The following is an 18,266-nucleotide window of genomic DNA, read 5'->3' as shown; positions in this document are numbered from 1 at the left end:
CTGCGATCTTTATTGAAGAACGGCGAGATTACAGACTGATCGCTGTAGCCTCGAATTTCACCCGCGGATGCGCGATCCGATCCTGCGCCCGCACCAGTTGCAGCTCATAGCTGGCGCACGCCTGGGTTTCCAGCAACACCTCATGCACCGCCGCAGCGGTGAATTCGAACGCGGCCAGCAGGCTATCGCCCAGCAGCACCCGCGCCAGAAACAGGCCGGAGGTCAGGTCACCGACGCCCACCGGCTGACGCGGAAACGCCAGCAGTGGACGGCGCAAATGCCAACTGCCCTCGGCCGTCACCAATAACATCTCGAAGCCATCCGCCGGTTTGCCCGGGTAATCCAGATGCTTGACCAGCACTGCCTTCGGCCCGCGCGCCAGCAGCGCCCGCGCCATCGCCAGGCAATCGAACAGCGATTGCGGCTTGCGCCCGGAAAAGCTGTCCAGCTCCAGCTGATTCGGGCACATGATGTCCGCCACGGCTGCGGCCTCATTGAGCAGGAAATCGCTGACCTCGGTGGGCACGCTGCAGCCCTTCTCCGGATGGCCCATGACCGGATCACACAGATACAGCATCTTCGGATTGACCGCTTTGATTCGCGCCACACCGCTGAGAATCTCCCGGCCCTGCGCGGCGCTGCCGAGGTAGCCGGACAGCACAGCATCGCAGTTGCCCAGTTCGCCAATCGCGGCGATGCCTTCGATCAGCGCGGGAATCTGCTGCGGCGCCAGCACTTCACCGGCCCACTGACCATACTGGGTGTGGTTGGAAAACTGCACGGTGTTGAGCGGCCAGACGTTGACCCCGACGCGCTGCATCGGAAAAACCGCAGCGCTGTTGCCGGCGTGGCCAAACACCACGTGGGACTGGATGGCGAGCAGATGGGGCGTACGTTTCATTCGGGTCATTCCGTAAAACGATTGAAATTCAAGCCGCGCAGTATGCGACGAAACACAGCCTGTACGACAGACCGGCGAGGCAGTTAAGCTGACGCCATCTTTTGGAGTTCGATGTAGATGCTGACCCTGGAAAACATCTTGGTGCTGATGCTGTTCGCCGCCGCCGGTGCCTGGCTTTGGCACAACCACGGCCTGCGCGAGCGTGCGCTGGAACGGGTCAAACAGCATTGCACCAATGTTGGCGTCGAGCTGCTGGACGGTAACGTCGCGCTGAAAAAAATCGGCTTGGTCAAGGATGCCAACGGCCGCCGACGCCTGGCGCGGGTCTACAACTTCGAGTTCACCGTGACCGGCGAAAGCCGCCACAACGGTACCGTTACCCAGTTCGGCGCGCACAGTGCGCAGATTGAACTGGCTCCCTACCCGGCACCGTTCGACGACACGCCGCCGGTGGTCGAAGTGCACAAGCCACGGGCGGAGGTCATTGAGCTGAGCCAGTGGCGACAGGAACATACCAAGTGGAAGCCGTGAGAGATCTCAAAATCCGAGTCTCTATGCGGGTACTGCAGGCGCTGCCGAAGGCTGCGATCTTTTGCTTCTAAAGCTTCCGGCAAGCGGCCAGCCCCTCCTGAAGCCCTTCAACTTCTGCAATATCACTCAAAATCAGCTCGATCCGCGAATCTCTGCGCCATTCACTGACTTGCCATTCCAGCTCGGCGTTCTCCAGCGCATTAGCCGAAACCCAGCCATTCGCGCTATGGATAACCAGTTTGGCCCGCTTCCATTCGAGAGCGGCCAGCCAATCGGCGATGCGTTCTTGATCAAATACCTGCCCGGGATGCCAGCGCCAACCGATGCTCCAGCCTCCGTCCTGCCTCTGACTCAGGCAAATCGGCACACTCGGATCGCTCCAGACCGCTGGCAACGGTGCCACTCCCTTGGGCAGCGGCAGATTATCCACGCCTTCGTTCGCTTTTACGGTCAGCCCCGGCAGTTCGCTCAGAGGTAGCCGGGCTTGCTGCGTCCAGATCAGCCTGACGGACGGCAACTGGCTGGCGATTCTGTCTCGAGCCGTTTCCCGAAGATTTTCAGCCTTGTTCAACAGCAACAACCCGGCGCCGGCCAACGCTTGCTGCTGGGCGTCCGGCAAGGCTTTACCGGCATGCAACGCCTGCGCATCCAGAACCAGCACGCACGGCTGAACCGCGAGCACGCCCAGCCACGGCGCCTCGTTCAATTGCTGGAGCAACTGCGCCGGATGGCCAAGCCCCGACGGCTCTATAAACAGTCGATCCGGCCTGGCCTGGCGCAGCAATCGGCCAAGGCCAATCTGGAACGGCGCACCGTTGACGCAACACAGGCAGCCCCCGGCCACCTCACCCAGTGCGATACCATCGGCATCGCGAGTCAGCAGCGCGGCGTCCAGACCGATCTGGCCGAACTCGTTGATCAACACTGCCCAGCGTTCGGCCGCCGGACGTTGCGCCAGCAACTGGCGAATCAGGCTGGTCTTGCCAGCGCCCAACGGGCCGGCGATGACGTGGGTCGGAATGTTCTGCAACATGGCGGGCATTTTTCCGCAGACGGTTATTGAGGAGATCGAAGATGCGCAGCTGGGGCTGGTCGTTGCTGTTGACGCTGCTATCGAGCGAAGCATGGGCTCAAGCCTGCGTGGTGCACACACAGGGCGAACGACTCGACGTCAAAGTCTGTCAGCAGAACCGGACGATACCGCAGAAATTGTTCAATGACGGCTTCTGCCAACCGACGCTGGCCGGACAGAAGGTCGAAGTGCAATACGTCGACCAGTGCCCGAGCGGGGCTTTCGGCGTGTGCAGCAACGCGCAAGTCGCCAATATGCCCTATCGCCAGGATATCCACTATTACGGCGTGGCCACTGATGCGGCCTATCTCAAACCGTATTGCGAAGGTCAGAGCCGCGGTGACTGGCGCAAGCCCTGAACTGTCAGCCAAGCCAATCGAGGGTCAGCAGCAGGCGCCGCTCACCGGGTGCCGGCTGCGGCGAACGATGGATCAGGCCGAAGCCTTCATTGCCGTGCCACTTTTCGCCTTTGAGCAGCGCGATGTCGCCACTGCCGAGCTGGTGAATCAACCGTGCATCCTGCGGTTCGGCATTGGCCTGCCCAAGTTGCGTACGATCCATCACCCCTTCTTCTAGCCATTGGCTGCCAACACCAGCATAGGTAGTGATCAGGCGCACGGGCACGTGATCGATGTGGAAGCGCGGACACATGGCCTTGTCCAGTACACGCAGACGCACGCCGATCCGCCGCGCGCCGAGCAGACAGGCGAAGGCACTGATCAGCCATTTGAGGTCGCTCATGAAACCTTCGAAACCTTGCAGATCACGCAGCCCTGAAGCCAGTCCGGCGAGATCCGGTTCGGCGTCCTCGTCAGGTAATTCCAGGCAAAGCGACTCGGCCAGGGGCTCGTTGAGCGACAGCACACATTGCGCAAAGTCGACGATGTGCAGCGGTAGCTGGCGTTGCCAGACGGCGAGATTGCTTTCTTCGTCAAGGATTCGCATCAATGTTTCGGGCGTCAGGCCCCGATGTTGATGGCGGGTTCGTTGATGGTGGGGCTTGAGTGCGAGCATCAGGCAGCCTCTTCGTGCCAAGGGCCAAATGGATCAGGCAGCAAGCGCCAGCCTTCTGAACCCATTGCCATTTCTTCATCGGTCAGCAGGCATGCGTCCAGCTCGGCTGTGAGTTGCAGGAAGTCGATGTTCTGGCCGATGAAAACCAGTTCCTGGCGGCAATCTCCTACGCTCGGCGTCCAGTTTCCCATGATCGCCTGGACGTTTTCCTGGTCCTCCGGCCATTGATCCTTCGGAACGAAACGCCACCAGCGACCGGCAAAACCATGGCGCATCAGGCCGCCGGCCTGTGACCAGCTACCGGCGTCAGTGGGTTTGCTGGCGAGCCAGAAGAAGCCTTTGGAGCGCAGCAGCTTTCCGTTCAGCCAAGGCCGGTCGATGAAGTTGAAAAAGCGTTGCGGGTTAAATGGCCGGCGCGCTCGATAGGCCGTCGAGGCGATGCCGTACTCTTGTGTTTCAGGGAGATGCTCACCGCGCAATTCCCGTAGCCATCCGGGCGCTTGTGCGGCTTTTGCGAAATCGAAACGGCCACTGTTGAGGATTTTCTCCAGCGGCACTTCGCCCATCACCATCGGAATGATTTCAGCGCGGGCATTCAGGCGCTTGAGGATGGTGCTGAGTTCTTCACGCTCGTGCTGGCTGATCAGGTCAATTTTGCTGATCAGCAGGACGTCGGCGAATTCGATCTGTTCGATCAACAGATCGGTGATGGAACGCTCATCTTCCTCGCCGAGGATTTCGCCGCGAGAAGCGAGGCTTTCGGCAGCCTGGAAATCACGCAGGAAGTTCACCCCGTCGACGACCGTGACCATGGTGTCGAGGCGCGCAGTGTCGGCAAGGCTCTGCCCGTGTTCGTCACGGAAGGTGAAGGTTTCGGCAACCGGAAGCGGTTCGGAAATGCCGGTGGATTCGATCAGCAAGTAGTCGAAACGGCCCTCCCGGGCGAGCTTGCTGACCTCTTCCAGCAAGTCTTCTCGTAACGTACAGCAGATACAGCCATTGCTCATCTCGATGAGCTTTTCCTCAGCACGGTTCAGGCTGACATCACGCTGGACTTCGCTACCATCAATATTGATTTCGCTCATATCGTTGACGATCACCGCGACGCGCAAGCCATCGCGATTACGTAGTACGTAATTTAAAAGCGTGCTTTTCCCGGCTCCAAGAAATCCTGAAAGTACGGTGACGGGCAATCTGGCTGACATTGGATAATCCTCGTTAATAGCGGCCGATTCGCGCTTCATGTGCTGAACGCTGGTTTGTAATCGGCAGCTCAGGCTGGGGCCAAAACAATGTTATAGTATAACTATCAAGTCGCACTACTCCCTCGACTCGCAAGAAATAAGCGATTCGCCCACCACCGTTCTTGGTAAACCGCAATGAACAATGCGCTGAAATATCTGCTACTGAGTTACGGTTTGACGCTTGCGAGCCAGGCTCAAGCGCAGATTCAGGGGCCTGCGCACTGCACACGCAGCGCCAACCTGCTGGCGTGCGAGGACGCCGACGGCAATGCCTATAGCGTCTATACGGTCGGTGCCACGCTGTATCTGAAGGGGTTCGAAAAGAATGGCCATCGCTACTGGGCGCAAACCGATAGTCGGTTCGGTCAATTGACCTTTTTTACCGGCATCGCCTCCGACGGCGAGGCTTGGGTTGGCTACACGCGTCGTGTCGGTTGGACGACCATCAACCGTTTCTCCAGCTCCGGAGGGAGCAGCGCAAGGTTCACTTGCAGCCGGATGACGGGCTGCTAGTGAAAACCTCTTCATGAAAAAAGCGTCGCTGAATGGATTGTTATAATGTAACGTAAAATGAGATCAATACGACGGTCTCAACTATGAATGCTCTTACACTCCCGGATATCGCCGCTCAATTTGCACGCCAGGCATTGCCTCTCGATTGGGTGGGAATGCATGGAATCGCCCTGCCGGTATTGCTTGCAGGCCAACGCCTCAGCGCCAAAGTAGACGCTGGCGTGAGTCTCGATGATGGCGAAGCGCGTGGGATTCACATGTCTCGTTTATACGTGGCACTCGAAGCCCTCGAACAGCGAAGCCTTTCTCCCGCTCTGCTGCATCAGGTACTCAAGGGTTTTCTGATAAGTCACGAAGGTCTATCCGCCTGCGCATATCTGAACATTCACACCGACTTATTGCTGAAACGACCGGCGTTAGTCAGCCCCCTATCCGGCTGGAAATCCTATCCGGCGTCCATTTCAGCGAGCCTGAAACAGCAGATGTTCCACGTGGAACTAAAAATCGAGGTGCCTTATTCCTCGACATGCCCCTGTTCCGCAGCCTTGGCGAGGCAATTGATTCAGCAGCAATTCGTCGATGATTTCGCCAACAGGTCTTTGCAACACGCAGACGTGTTGGCATGGCTCGGCTCAACCAAAGGAATCGTAGCGACACCGCATAGCCAGCGCAGCTATGCGCAACTGCACCTGCATCTCGACCATTTCATCGCCGAGTTACCGCTGACAGCGATCATCAATGACGCCGAAGCAGCACTGGGCACCGCAGTACAGACCGCAGTAAAGCGACCCGACGAGCAAGCCTTCGCTCTCGCCAATGGGCAAAACCTGATGTTCTGCGAAGACGCCGCGCGCCGTCTCAACCTGGCCCTCCAACGCACGCCCGGCATCAGCCAATTCCATATTCGCGTAATCCACGCCGAGAGCCTCCACGCCCATGACGCCGTTGCAGAGAGCAGCTGGCAACGGGAGCAGCCATGATCCGCTGCCAATCGCTGGTCTGGGGCGCACCCGGCCAACCGCTGACGCCCCCCCTGAATCTTGAGTTCGAAAGTGCCAGCCTGACCGCTATCATCGGCGCCAACGGCTGTGGCAAAAGCAGCCTGCTGAAGGTCATCGCCGGTCTGCAAAAGCCTTTAGCCGGTAAGGTGGAAATGGCTGTTCCACGGCAAAGCGGCATTTCCTTTCTGCCGCAACAGCAGCATTTGGATCGCCAGTTTCCAATCAACCTCCAAGAGCTCATCGCCGCAGGTTTCTGGGGCCGTCGGCTATCGACACAACTGCGCACGCAGCGACTGAAAAACGCGTTGGAAGACTGGCATTTGAGTGGACTCGAACAGCGTCCGTTGATGGCCCTGTCGGGCGGTGAGCTCCAACGCGCCCTGCTCGCGCGACTGAGCCTCGCTGATGCCCCAGTGCTGTTGCTGGACGAACCGCACGGCGCACTCGACGAACTCGGCCAGCAATTGCTCTGGCAGCACATTCACCACTGGCACGCCGAGGGCCGGACACTGGTCATGGTCTGCCATGACTTGGCGGCGGTGCGAGAACATGTTCCGCATACGCTGCTGATCAAAAACGGCCACTGGGTGTACGCAACCAGCCGAGAACTGATTCGGCCTACACCGCACATGCAGGTCGCCTGATGCTCGCCACCGTCGGCCATTTCTGGCAGCCGTTCAGCGAATTCGTATTCATGCGCCGCGCCTTGATCGGCGGCCTGGTGCTGGCGTGCAGCACGGCGCCCTTGGGCGTGTTTCTGATTCTCAGGCGTATGAGTTTGATCGGCGACGCTGTCGCGCACGGCATTCTCCCTGGTGCAGCGCTGGGATTCTGGTTTGCCGGTCTGAGTCTTCCTGCCCTGACGCTTGGAGGCCTCGGCGCCGGCCTCAGCATGGCCGGACTTGCAGCCTGGATCACCCGGCGCACGGGTTTGCGAGAGGACGCCAGCCTCGCCGCGATCTATCCGATTTCACTCGCCAGCGGCGTGCTGATTCTCGGCATTGCCGGCAAACGCCTCGACCTTCTGCATTTGCTGTTCGGCTCAGCGTTGGCGGTAGACGGGCCGACGCTGACCGGCATGCTGTGGGTCTCGGCTGTCAGCCTCATGGCGATGGCGGCGATCTACAAACCACTTCTGCTGGACACACTGGACCCACTGTTCTTGCGCACAGTCAGCCGTCTCGGGCCTCTGGCCCACGGTGTGTTTCTTACCCTCGTCGTGCTGAATCTGGTGATCGGTTTTCAGGCCATCGGCGCGCTGATGGTGGTGGGATTGATGATGCTTCCGGCTGCCGCGTCGAGATTCTGGAGTCGTCGTCTGCCGATACTGATTGCCGTCGCTGCCGTGATGGCCTGCCTGTCAGTGTGGCTCGGCTTGCTGCTGTCGTTTTACTACTCGCTGCCCAGCGGGCCGGCCATCGTGCTGGTCGCGGGGGTCGGCTATCTGCTGTCGGTGGTGTTAGGACCGGTCCACGGTCTGCTGCGCCGCCCGCCTTTACTCACATCCCAATGAGGTGTTTCCCGATGCGCGCTCTACTCGTGCTGTTCAGCCTGATGCTGTCGATGTCATTGTCGGCCGCCGAAAAACTGCCGGTGGTCACCAGCTTCAGCATTCTTGCCGACATGGTTCATCGGGTCGGCGGCGAGCACGTTCGGATCACCAACATGGTCGGCGCAGATGCCGATGCGCACACCTACGAGCCGACACCGGACGATGCCAAGGTGTTGCTCAAAGCAAAAGTGATCATCAAGAACGGCCTCGGTTTCGAGCCTTGGCTGGATCGCCTGGTGACCAGCACCGACAGCAAAGCGACGGTGATCAGTGCCAGTCGCGGAGTGATTCCACGTTCGCTCGATGAGGATGGCGAAACGGTTCCGGATCCACACGCCTGGCACAACCTCGCGAACGCCGAGTTGTACGTCGCCAATATCACAAAGGCACTGATCGCCGCTGACCCGGCCAACGAGGCTGACTATGCGCGCAACAGCCAAACCTATCTCAAACAGATCTACGCCCTGCTCGCCGAAGCCAAAAGCAAACTCGGAGCGCTGCCGCCGGGCAACCGCAAGATCGTTACCAGCCACGATGCATTCGGCTACCTCGGTCAGGCCTACGGCATCGACTTCATCGCGCCGCAGGGTTTGTCCACCGAACGCGAGCCATCGGCCGCCGAAGTGGCTGCGCTGATCACACAGATTCGCCAGGCCAACGTCAAAGCAGTGTTCATGGAAAACATCAAGGATGCACGGCTGCTCAAGCAGATCGCCGATGAAAGCGGCGCGCACATCGGCGGCACGCTGTACTCGGATGCATTGGCGGCAGTGGCCCGGCGAGCACCTTTACCGGGTTGTTCGAATACAACCTGAACACGCTGTACAAGGCGTTAAGTCAGCCATGAGTTGTGCGGTGTTCTATTGATTCGCGAGCAGGCTCGCTCCCACAGTTGGAATAGGTTCCAGCTGGGGAGCGCGAGGGATTCATGCGCGAGGTTTTACGCTGCCGCAATCCTGACCCAGCCATACGGCCCGGGTTTCCAGGCTGCCTTTCTGGTTGATGCCGATAGCATTGAAGGTGCCGTTGGCGACGGTGGTGAATTCGCGGTCACTGAGGAATGTCGCTACACCGGTGCCTTGGGCTTTCGGGCAACTGAAGCGGAATTTCCATTGGTTGCCGGTACGCTCGGTGATCTGCTGTTTGCAGCCCGATTGCGGATCGGCCAGCGGGATATCGTTGGTGGCCACCTGCTGCGGCGTCAAACAGGCGCGGATGCCTTTACCGCCGATGTTGATGCCGTTTTTCTCCAGCGCAGCGCGCTGCTGCGGGGTGATCTGGCCCTGAATCTGGCCAAGGATCGATTGCACATCCATGGCCTGATCATCGACCTTCAGATTGCTCGAAGACATTTCCCACAACCCCGGCTGCAGCATCTGCGCCTGCGCAACCACCGGCAATGCCAAACCCAGGCCCAGCGCCAAACCCAGCAGACGAACGTTCATCGAGAAACTCCTGATCAGTTGTGGCCGTTAGACGCCGGCCGATTGCGTCGGTTCATGCACCGATTAAATAGAGACATTCGCAGCAGAACATGGTCTGTTAAGCATTGCATCTCGCGGAGCAAGGCTGCCCCATGGATTATTTCGGACCGCACATTTTCGGTTATTTGATTGCTCTGCTACACACCCTCGGTTCGATCGCTGCGATTCATGCGGTGCTCACCGTGCGCACCGCGCAGGGATCAATCGCCTGGGCATTGTCGCTGATCTTCATTCCCTACCTCACGCTTATTCCGTATCTGGTATTTGGTCGCAGCACCTTCGATGGTTACATCAAGGCCCGGCGCCAGGCCAACGAACAGATGCGCCTGGCCATTTCCGAACTGAACTGGCGCCCATGGGTGGAGGAAGCCCTGGCCGCCCGCGCGTCGAACGCCTATGCCTCACTGCGGGCAATGCCGAAACTGGGGCGCATGCCGTGTCTGGCAAACAACGAGGTGCAGCTGCTGGTGAACGGCGCTGCGACCTTCGACGCAATCTTCACGGCCATCGAACAAGCAAAAGAAGCGGTACTTGTGCAGTTCTTCATCATTCATGACGATCGGCTCGGCCAGCGCCTGCGTGACCTGCTGCTGAAGAAAGCCGCCGAAGGTGTGTCCATACACTTGCTCTACGACCGCATCGGCAGCCATGCCCTGCCCCATCAATACGTCCAAGCGCTGCGAGATGCTGGCGTCGAGGTCAAAGCCTTTGCCACGCGTAGCGGCTGGCTTAACCGCTTTCAAGTCAACTTCCGTAACCACCGTAAAATTGTCGTGGTCGACGGCGTGGTCGGCTTTGTCGGCGGTCACAACGTTGGCGACGAATACATGGGGGAGAAACCGCCCCTGGCGCCATGGCGCGACACTCACGTAAAGGTTCGCGGGCCGGTGGTTGCCTGCATGCAGGAGTCATTTGCCGAAGACTGGTTCTGGGCCGCACGCACTCTGCCGCCGTTGATCCTGCCAGACGAGTACCCGGCCGATGGCGTGCTTTGCCAACTGCTCGCCAGCGGCCCGGCCGACGCCTACGAAACCTGCTCGCTGTTTTTCGTCGAAGCCATTCACGCGGCGACGCAACGAGTGTGGATCACCAGCCCTTACTTCGTCCCGGACGAAGCCGTGTTCGCGGCATTGAGGCTGGCGGTGTTGCGCGGTGTCGATGTACGGCTGCTGTTGCCGTCGCGGCCCGATCACCGCATCGTCTATGCCGCGTCCAGCCTGTATGCCTTTGAAGCGGTGCGTGCAGGGGTGCGGGTGTTCCGTTACCGCCCGGGTTTTCTGCATCAGAAAGTGGTGTTGATCGACAGCGAGATCAGCGCCATTGGCAGTGCCAACCTGGATAACCGCTCGTTCCGCCTCAATTTCGAAGTGATGCTGCTCACCGTCGACACTGCGTTCGCCGCCGCTGTGGAACACATGCTCAACGATGATTTCGCCCAGGCCGACGAGGTGGCCAAAGAAGAAAGCCGGGAAATCCACCGCCTGCAACAGGTCGGTATGCGGATCGCCCGGCTGATTTCGCCGATTCTCTGAACCCTCGGGTATCAGGGGTTGTAGATGTCGTCGCGGGTCCACGGCAGTTCATGACTGCCATCCGGGTGCGCTTTCACGGCGAGAATCTGATGCAGGTTGATCCAGCCCCGGGCGAAGGCGTAGGCGCAGCCGGCCAGATACAGGCGCCAGATACGCAGCGCTTGCTCCGGAACCAGCTTCGCTGCCGCTTCGAGGTTGTCCTCCAGGCGCTCGCTCCAGTGATCGAGCGTTCGCGCATAGTGCAGTCGCAAGCTCTCTACATCGACAATCTCCAGACCCGCTTCACTGATCTCGGCAGAGATCATCGCCAGATGCGGCAATTCACCGTTGGGGAATACGTACTTCTCGATGAAATCCCCAGCGCCGCGCCCCACCGGACGGCCGTCCGTGTGCTTGGCGGTGATGCCGTGGTTCATCACCAGCCCGCCTTCCTTCACTGCTCCGAACAGGGTGGTGCAGTACTCGGCGAGATTGGCGTGGCCGACGTGTTCGAACATGCCGACGCTGACCACTTTGTCGAAACGACCGTCTTGCGGTAAATCGCGATAGTCGAGCAACTGCAATTCGATCTGGTCTTCCAGGCCCTCGGCTTGGACCCGCTCCCGCGCCAGCGCCAACTGCTCTTTACTCAAGGTGATGCCGAACACTTTGACACCGAACTCGCGCGCCGCAAAACGCGCCAGACCGCCCCAACCACAGCCGACATCCAGCAGATACTCGCCCGGCTGCAAGCGCAGCTTGCGGCACAAATGGCGGAATTTGGCTTGCTGCGCCTGTTCGAGCGTTTCGCTGCCGGTTTCGAAATAGGCGCAGGAATACACCATGTCGCTGTCCAGCCAGAGCTGGTAGAACGCATTCGACAAGTCGTAGTGGTAGGAAATGGCTTTGGCGTCGGTGTCCTTGTCGTGATGCGCACGCACCGGCTGACTGGCTTCGTCTTCATCGAGCAACGCACTGCTCAACTCGTCGCAGACCCGGATGACTTCGCTGATCGAGCCCTCCAGTTCCAGCTTGCCCTCGACAAACGCCGCACCCAGCGCATCCAGGCTTGGGTGGGTAAACTGAGTGACCATCTGCGGGTCCTTGACCACGATGGTGACGCTTGGCGCCGGGCCCAGGTTGAACTCATGGCCGTCCCAGAGTCGCAGGCGAAGCGGTAGCTGCAGGTTCTGCAAGGCCGGTGGAAGTTGCGCGAGCATGGAAAATCCCCCTTGTTTCAGACGTCTGATCTGAGGGTAGACCAACCTGGAAAAATAGCAGGCTATCGATTCGATCCGCCCTGTCTACCATCACCGGCGCCTCGGCTGAACAGCAGATAATCCGCGCCTTACGGTAGATGACTGCCTGCGCAGCCTGCGGTTCGATGAATTTTCTTTCATTTTTCCTGGGGGTCGAGCTTGAGCAAGGGCTCCTGAAAGCGCAGCAAACGTCCCGCGTTGCCCAGCACCAACAGGGTGCTCAGGTTGTGCAGCAACGCCGCGATCATCGCCCCGGCCGCGCCCAGCCACCCGAAAGCGGCGAAGACCACGATGGCGAGCGTCCAGCCGAGACCAATGATCACATTGACCTGCAAGGTGCGCCGGCACCGACGGCTCAAACGCACGCAGGTAGCGAGGCGACGCAAATCGCTGCCAATCAGAACGATGTCCGCCGACGCCAGGGCAATGTCGGCGCCGCCTGCGCCCATCGCTACGCCAACCACGCCGGCCTTGAGTGCGAGGGAATCGTTGATGCCGTCGCCAACCACCATCGGGCGAAAGCCGTTGTCGATTTCCCTGAGCACTCGATTGAGCTTGTCTTGCGGCAGCGCCTGCGCCTGGACTTCGCTCAGCCCGACTTCTTGCGCCAGGGTTCGGGCCACACTCTGCCGATCACCCGTCAGTAGCAGTTGTCGGCCCAGCCCCAGTTCGCGCAACTGGCTCAACGCAAAGCGCGCTTCGGGTTTGACGCTGTCGGCGAGCAACAGCCAGGCGAGGAATTTGCCGTTCAAAGCCAGGCCGGCGATTGGGCCATCGTGATCAGGCACGGCGGTCGTGGAGACGCCCAGTTGCGCGAACAATTCGGGACGGCCGAGCGCAGCTTCGCCCTTCTCTGTTACTGCTATGACACCAAGGCCCTGGCGTTCATGGATATCGCTCAACGGCCAATAGGCTTGCTGAGTGACCAGCACCGAGAGTGCGCGGCTGACCGGATGACTGCTGGCCGCGCCGAGGCTGGCGGCCAGCGCTCGCACTTGGGCAGCGTCAGCTTCGAGGCTGTCGATGGACTGCAAACGCAACGTGCCGTAAGTCAGCGTGCCGGTCTTGTCGACCACCAGTGAGGTCAGATCGGCGAGCTCTTCAAGGAACGCCGAGCTGCGAATCAGAATCCCATGGCGAGCAGCCACGGCTACGCCGGCAATTGCCGTGGCCGGCGCCGACAGCACCAAAGCACACGGACACGCCGCCACCAATACCGCGAGCATTGCCTGGGCGTCGTTGGTCACGAACCAGGTCACCGCTGCCAGCAGCAACACCAGCACCATATAACTACCGGCGTAACGTTCGAGCAATCGCGTGATCGGCGGTTTCGAGCGCTCGGCGTTTTGCATCAGGGCGATGACTTTGCCCAACGTGGATTCGTCGCCGGTGCGGGTCACTTCGATGCGCAGCACTCCGTCGAGGTTGATGGCCCCACCGAACACCAGTGTGCCGACTTCAGCGTCCACCGGCACCGATTCACCAGTAATCGACGAAGTGTCGAGGCTCGCCTGTCCGAACAACACTTGGCCATCCGCCGGCACCCGATCGCCGGCGCGCACTTCGACAATATCCCCAGCGCTTAACGCGCTGTTATCCACCTCGATGATCGAACCGTCTGCTTGCAGCTTGCGCGCATGGCTTCGTGTCAATTGGCCAAGGGCATGAATCGCTTCCTGGGAGCCGATGACACTGCGCTCTTCGAGCACATGGCCGAAGATCATGATGATCGGCAACAACGCTGCGGTGAGCAGATCGCCGGTCGCCCACGCACCGAGCATGGCCAACGCGATCAACTGGTCGGTGATGCCGTGCAGGCTGGGATAACGCAGGCTGTACCACGCCGAACGCATCACTGGAACCGCTACCAGCAACGAGGCGAACCCGAGCAGCAATTGGCTGACCCCGATTTGCTGCGGGAGCATCCAGCGCCAGAGCAAACCCAGACCCAGCAGCCCGAGCGCGAGCATCGCCAAGGTCAATTGGCGTGCGGCGCGACGTTGTTCAGCTGAGGACAACAGACCAGGAGCAGCAGAGGTCGCCGTCATTGACTGGCTCCTTGAATGATCAATCGAGAATCGTCTTTCGGGTCAATAGTGGTGACCGACCCGGCCTGACCAAGAATTTTCGGCATGCGTTCGCGATACAGACGCAGGAGCATTTGCGAGTCCACGGATTTGCCCAGACTCAAGACGGTGGCGGTATCGGCCGTGGCTTTCGCAAGGCGTTCGCCCGCCTGCGCGTGCGCCACTTGCAGCGTGCGGTCAGCCTGTTCAGTGGCAGATTGCGTGAGTTTTTCCGCCTCGGTCCGCGCGTTGGCCACGGCCTTATCCGCCTGCTGACTGGCCGTCAGAACGGCATTGAAAGCACTGACCGCTGGCTCCGGCAGACTCGATTGCACGTCGACCCGCGACACGCTGATACCGATGCCCTGCCCGCTCGCCTTCAATTCGGCGAGACGCGCGTTGATACCTCGCACCAGATCACCGCGCAACCGCTCGCGCCGCTCGGCCGCCCGATTGTCGGCGCCGATCAGTTCCGGGCGGGCGACGAGAATGGTGTCGAGATCGCGCGCAGCGGTCAGCGCCACGGCACTGCGCGTCACCAACCGATCGAGTGCCGGCAGCACATGTTCGCCCTGCAACACGAATTCGTAGGGGTCGCAAACTTGGTAAAAAACGCGTACGTCCAGTTGCACTACGCCGGCGTCCCCGGTCAGTAAATAACCCGACCCAGCGAGAGCATCGTTCAATGGCGTAGCAAAAGAGGCCACACGGTCAGCCTTCAGCGCCTCGTCGCTGCGCAACAGATTTTCCACCCGACGCTCGATCACCCGATCCGCCGCTGGCAACACAACCACCCGCTCGAAAGGTTGCGGCCACGCCCATAGCAGTCCGGCATTCTGAACGCGATCCAGCGCACCGAAATGAATGACCACTGCGCGGTTTTGCGGATCGATTTGCCGCACATTCGAAAATACCCATACCAGAGCGGCCAACACCGTCACCGCATACAGGGCGATAAACGCCAGGCGCCCAGCCTGAATCCAAGGACTGTTCAACGAATGTGTTCCACGTGGAACTTCGTCTGTCATGGCTGCAATCCGGCCTTGTTGTCGAAAGTCGGCGGGCCATCGACCAATACGCGGAACGGTGCGGCATCGGTGCGCAGAATCAGTTTAGTGTCCGGCCTGACAATGGTTCCCAGGGTATCGAGCGAGCGCAGCAGGTTGTAAAGCTGCGGCGAGCTGTTATAGGCGCGACCGTAAATCTGCGCCGCTTCGACCCGAGATTGCGCTTCGATGTCAGCGGCTTTAACTGTTGCATCGGCCTGAACGATGCGCGCATCGCGCTCGGCGGCGGAACGAATTTGCGCCGCTTCGCGTTTGCCGATGGCTGTGCGTTCAGTGGCGATAGTTTCGCGTTCGGCGCGCATGCGGTCGACCGTGGCGCTGAGTGTGACCGAAGGCAAAGTCAGTCGCTCGATGCCGACCTGTACCACGCGCACGCCATAAGTGGCGAGCAACTGTTGATCAATCTGCTGACGTAACTGCGCTTCAAAATCGGTGATGTGCACTTGGCTGGCATCGGTGTTGACCAGATTGGCCAAGTCGAAACTGCTGGCCGTAGTCTCCAGGGCCGAGCCGACGAAGGTGCGAATCTGCCGCGCCGCTTCGTCCGGCTGGTTCTGCACGGCGCGCATGAAGCGCTGCACCTGTTCAGGATCACCCTCTACCTGCCACGCCACGTAAGCCTGAACAATAATGCGCAAACCGTCGCGGGTGCCGACATCCTGCAAACCGCTGGAGGTTGTCCGCAGACGCAAATCCACCGGGATCGCCGCTTCGAATGGTGCAGGCCACCGCCAGTTCAAACCCGGATCAAGCAAGACCCGGGACGGATTTCCGAAACGGGTGATGACTGTGGCTTCACCGGAGCGCACTTGCACCAGACTCGCGGCGGCCACGGCAAACGCCACCAGCAACGCGGCCCAGCCCATACGGCGCCACGGAAATGGTCCGGCCTCTTGCGGATTGCCGTGGTGATGATGGCCATGATGATGGTGATGCCCGCCGTGGCCGTGGTCGTGGCCGCTGTGGTCGTGAACATCATGAACAGGCGACTGGCTCAATGGGTAGCTCCTGGCTGAACGGTAGTGCGTGGGGAGGACGGATCAGTCGGCAAAGTGAAAGTGCGCAGATCGATGGTCGGCGCATTTGCGCTGCCGCCGAGTCGATGGTCGAGTATCAGCAACCTGGCTTTATTCAGGCCCTGACTGAGCTCGCTGAGATATTGCTCCAGCACGAAGGCCTGGCCGGCACTGGCGAACGCCTTCTGTTCGGCGCCGAATTTCAGGTCGGCCGTTTGTGCAGCGGCATTGATCTCCCGCGCATTGGCCGTTGCCTGATCCCGCGCCGTGCTCGCCTGCAACTGCGCCTCGTGAGTGGCCTGCGCAGCCGCCCCGCGCTCGCGAGCGATCAACGCCTGCGCGCCGATCTGCGCCGCTTGCACACTGTGATAGGCATTCGCCGCGCCCGCCGGCGGATGAATCGCTTCCACCACTGTGGCGAGAATTTCCACGCCACTGTTCAGGTGGTTCAGATCGCTTTGCACCGCGCGGCCGATTTTTTCGGCCAGCCCTGCCCTGTCATCGCCCAGCAAACCGTCGAGGGTGCGCGAGGCGAAATCGTGAACCAGAATGCGGCTGGCGGTGCTGCGAATCAGGGTCGGGACATCGGCGCTGTTGTAAGTCGCGGCGAGTGCCGCCTCGTCGTTCAAACCGATGCGATAAACAAAGCGCACGTCCATGTTGACGATTTGCAGGCCCTGTTGCGCGCCGCGGCTGCTGGCGATGACCTGGGATTTGTCATTGACGTGGCTGGCATCCCACAACCGGTTGGCGGTCAGCGGCGCCGGGCCTTCAGCGGAGTCGGACTGCACGGCGATTGGCTTGTCGCCGACACTGGTCGCCAGTTCATGGACCACGCCGTTTTCAACGGAGATCACCCGCCCCAATGGCCAAGGCAAACCGGCATGCAAACCAGGGCCGAATACCTGTTCCGGTTTACCGAAGCGCTCGTAAATCCCGCGACCTTGCAGGGGAATTTCATGGATGCCGGTCAGCAGCCAACCGCTCAGGGCGACCACCGCCAACACCGGCAACAAGGCCCGGCGCATATAACTGAAGGCCCAGACCTGGCGCAGATCGATGCCGAACCGATTGTGCATTTCGTGTTGCAACGCCAGCCACGGCTGTGGCGGCCAGCGCAGCATGTCGGCGATGACACTGCGCGCCAGCAGGGTCGGCTCAAGTTGTTCACGGCGCGGGCTGAAGACTGACAGGACGGCGCGCAACAGCAGTTCCATGGCCACCGACATCGGCAGGATTGCGCTGAATACCGCAACGCGCACTGGCCAGACTGCGGTTTCGCTGGCAAACAGCAGACACAATGCGCTGATCAAAAGGGTGATGATTACCACCCGGGACAGTTGCGCCAGTGCCACCGCTTCCGGCCATTGCGCCGACGGCTCCTGCGCCAGTTGCCGCTCTACCACCAGCACGGCAAACGCCAGTAACAACGCCAATGCCGCACCGAGGTTCGCCGAAAGACCCAACGCCGCCGAAGGTAAAGTGAGATTCCAGACCTGCTCTGTACTGAGCAGAACCAGTAACGCCCAGCCGCCGAGCCATAACGTTGGCGCACCGATTTGTCCAAGCAGATGCCGGCTGCGCTGACTCAAGCGCTCCAGCAACCTTTCATACCAGCCATCGCCTGCAACGCCCGCCTCCACCATTGCCGGCGGCGAAACTGGCGGATGCATGACCCGCGCGCGCCATTGCGCCACCCACCACGCCGATTGCGCTCCGGCGACCAGCACCAGCAACGCTGCACTCTGGTTGATCAACAACGGCAGCCACAGCGATTGCGGCGCAAACAGGCCGACGAAAAACGCCAGCATCCAGCCCAGCCCGGCCAATGCGCCGAGACCATAAGCCAGCCGGCGCAACTTGCGCCCCTGCGCGGCTGCCTGCTGAAACCGCGCCAGCCCGGTCACTGGCGTGGCGTCCAACTCAAGATCGACTTGCATATCACCCCGGCTAAATTGGTCGTAGCGTTACGATATAACGGAAACTGTGAAATATTCGTACACAACTGCGCTTATTCAAAAACGCCGCAGCTGTC

Annotated in this window: 17 protein-coding genes and 1 pseudogene; 8 read left to right on the top strand and 10 right to left on the bottom strand. The window is 60.4% G+C overall.

Translation table 11 applies throughout. The features are described 5' to 3' along the window. Nucleotides 1-28: 28 nt before the first annotated feature. Nucleotides 29-901 (bottom strand): pyridoxal kinase PdxY, encoded by an 873-nt coding sequence (gene pdxY / locus ACP7D9_RS00970; protein ID WP_426155119.1) that lies wholly within the window; start codon nt 899-901, stop codon nt 29-31. Between the two features lie 117 nt (nt 902-1,018). Between pdxY and ACP7D9_RS00965 the strand changes: the two genes are divergently transcribed. Continuing rightward, the gene (locus ACP7D9_RS00965) at nt 1,019-1,432 is read left to right on the top strand and encodes a DUF3301 domain-containing protein (RefSeq protein ID WP_101159812.1); all 414 of its coding nucleotides are present in this window, start codon (nt 1,019-1,021) and stop codon (nt 1,430-1,432) included. 67 nt (nt 1,433-1,499) lie between these two features. Here the strand turns inward: ACP7D9_RS00965 and ACP7D9_RS00960 are convergent, their stop codons facing one another. After that, nucleotides 1,500-2,465 (bottom strand): CobW family GTP-binding protein, encoded by a 966-nt coding sequence (locus tag ACP7D9_RS00960; RefSeq protein ID WP_426155117.1) that lies wholly within the window; start codon nt 2,463-2,465, stop codon nt 1,500-1,502. Nucleotides 2,466-2,506: 41 nt separating this feature from the next. Here ACP7D9_RS00960 and ACP7D9_RS00955 point away from each other — a divergent pair, with 41 nt between their 5' ends. Further along, nucleotides 2,507-2,863 carry an NADH:ubiquinone oxidoreductase gene (locus ACP7D9_RS00955; protein WP_426155115.1) on the top strand — a complete coding sequence of 119 codons (357 nt, stop codon included), beginning with the start codon at nt 2,507-2,509 and terminating at the stop codon, nt 2,861-2,863. Nucleotides 2,864-2,867: 4 nt separating this feature from the next. Here the strand turns inward: ACP7D9_RS00955 and ACP7D9_RS00950 are convergent, their stop codons facing one another. After that, complete coding sequence (locus ACP7D9_RS00950) at nt 2,868-3,518, bottom strand: DUF1826 domain-containing protein (RefSeq protein ID WP_426155113.1); 651 nt, start codon at nt 3,516-3,518, stop codon at nt 2,868-2,870. After that, the gene (gene zigA / locus ACP7D9_RS00945) at nt 3,518-4,723 is read right to left on the bottom strand and encodes a zinc metallochaperone GTPase ZigA (protein ID WP_426155111.1); all 1,206 of its coding nucleotides are present in this window, start codon (nt 4,721-4,723) and stop codon (nt 3,518-3,520) included. The genes ACP7D9_RS00950 and zigA overlap by 1 nt, the downstream gene beginning before the upstream one ends. 174 nt (nt 4,724-4,897) lie before the next feature. Here zigA and ACP7D9_RS00940 point away from each other — a divergent pair, with 174 nt between their 5' ends. The 5 genes and pseudogenes from ACP7D9_RS00940 (at nt 4,898) to ACP7D9_RS00920 (ending at nt 8,675) form a co-directional block, all read left to right on the top strand. Further along, nucleotides 4,898-5,275: a glutamine synthetase gene (locus tag ACP7D9_RS00940; RefSeq protein WP_426155109.1), complete on the top strand. Its 378-nt coding sequence runs from the start codon at nt 4,898-4,900 to the stop codon at nt 5,273-5,275. An 83-nt stretch (nt 5,276-5,358) separates the two neighbouring features. Then, nucleotides 5,359-6,255 (top strand): GTP cyclohydrolase FolE2, encoded by an 897-nt coding sequence (gene folE2, locus ACP7D9_RS00935; protein ID WP_101159805.1) that lies wholly within the window; start codon nt 5,359-5,361, stop codon nt 6,253-6,255. Then, entirely contained in the window at nt 6,252-6,920 is a 669-nt protein-coding gene (locus tag ACP7D9_RS00930) for a metal ABC transporter ATP-binding protein (protein ID WP_426155107.1), read from the top strand. The genes folE2 and ACP7D9_RS00930 overlap by 4 nt, the downstream gene beginning before the upstream one ends. Continuing rightward, nucleotides 6,920-7,789: a metal ABC transporter permease gene (locus tag ACP7D9_RS00925; protein WP_426155105.1), complete on the top strand. Its 870-nt coding sequence runs from the start codon at nt 6,920-6,922 to the stop codon at nt 7,787-7,789. The genes ACP7D9_RS00930 and ACP7D9_RS00925 overlap by 1 nt, the downstream gene beginning before the upstream one ends. Before the next feature lie 11 nt (nt 7,790-7,800). Continuing rightward, nucleotides 7,801-8,675 (top strand): annotated as a pseudogene (locus ACP7D9_RS00920) (metal ABC transporter substrate-binding protein). A gap of 79 nt (nt 8,676-8,754) precedes the next feature. Here the strand turns inward: ACP7D9_RS00920 and ACP7D9_RS00915 are convergent. Then, the gene (locus ACP7D9_RS00915) at nt 8,755-9,273 is read right to left on the bottom strand and encodes a DUF3617 domain-containing protein (protein ID WP_101159795.1); all 519 of its coding nucleotides are present in this window, start codon (nt 9,271-9,273) and stop codon (nt 8,755-8,757) included. Nucleotides 9,274-9,404: 131 nt separating this feature from the next. On the opposite strand from ACP7D9_RS00915, the gene cls reads away from it, so the two are divergent. After that, nucleotides 9,405-10,844, top strand: a complete 1,440-nt coding sequence (gene cls, locus ACP7D9_RS00910) for a cardiolipin synthase (protein WP_426155103.1) — start codon at nt 9,405-9,407, stop codon at nt 10,842-10,844. 11 nt (nt 10,845-10,855) lie between these two features. Here cls and cfaB read toward each other — a convergent pair whose 3' ends face one another. The 5 genes from cfaB to hflK (ACP7D9_RS00885) form a co-directional block, all read right to left on the bottom strand. Beyond that, nucleotides 10,856-12,043 (bottom strand): C17 cyclopropane fatty acid synthase CfaB, encoded by a 1,188-nt coding sequence (gene cfaB, locus ACP7D9_RS00905; RefSeq protein ID WP_426155101.1) that lies wholly within the window; start codon nt 12,041-12,043, stop codon nt 10,856-10,858. A gap of 176 nt (nt 12,044-12,219) precedes the next feature. Then, nucleotides 12,220-14,130 (bottom strand): heavy metal translocating P-type ATPase, encoded by a 1,911-nt coding sequence (locus tag ACP7D9_RS00900; protein ID WP_426155099.1) that lies wholly within the window; start codon nt 14,128-14,130, stop codon nt 12,220-12,222. Continuing rightward, nucleotides 14,127-15,176 (bottom strand): protease modulator HflK, encoded by a 1,050-nt coding sequence (hflK, locus tag ACP7D9_RS00895; protein WP_426155097.1) that lies wholly within the window; start codon nt 15,174-15,176, stop codon nt 14,127-14,129. Before hflK (ACP7D9_RS00895) ends, ACP7D9_RS00900 begins: the two co-directional genes overlap by 4 nt. Then, nucleotides 15,173-16,213 (bottom strand): protease modulator HflC, encoded by a 1,041-nt coding sequence (gene hflC, locus ACP7D9_RS00890; RefSeq protein ID WP_426155095.1) that lies wholly within the window; start codon nt 16,211-16,213, stop codon nt 15,173-15,175. The genes hflK (ACP7D9_RS00895) and hflC overlap by 4 nt, the downstream gene beginning before the upstream one ends. Further along, entirely contained in the window at nt 16,210-18,171 is a 1,962-nt protein-coding gene (hflK, locus tag ACP7D9_RS00885) for a protease modulator HflK (RefSeq protein WP_426155093.1), read from the bottom strand. The genes hflC and hflK (ACP7D9_RS00885) overlap by 4 nt, the downstream gene beginning before the upstream one ends. Nucleotides 18,172-18,266 lie beyond the last annotated feature (95 nt).

Source organism: Pseudomonas sp. TSRC2-2 (genome assembly GCF_049897785.1).
Lineage (GTDB): Bacteria > Pseudomonadota > Gammaproteobacteria > Pseudomonadales > Pseudomonadaceae > Aquipseudomonas.
Note: the sequence above shows the minus strand (reverse complement) of the source record. Positions and strands in the feature narration are given on the sequence as shown.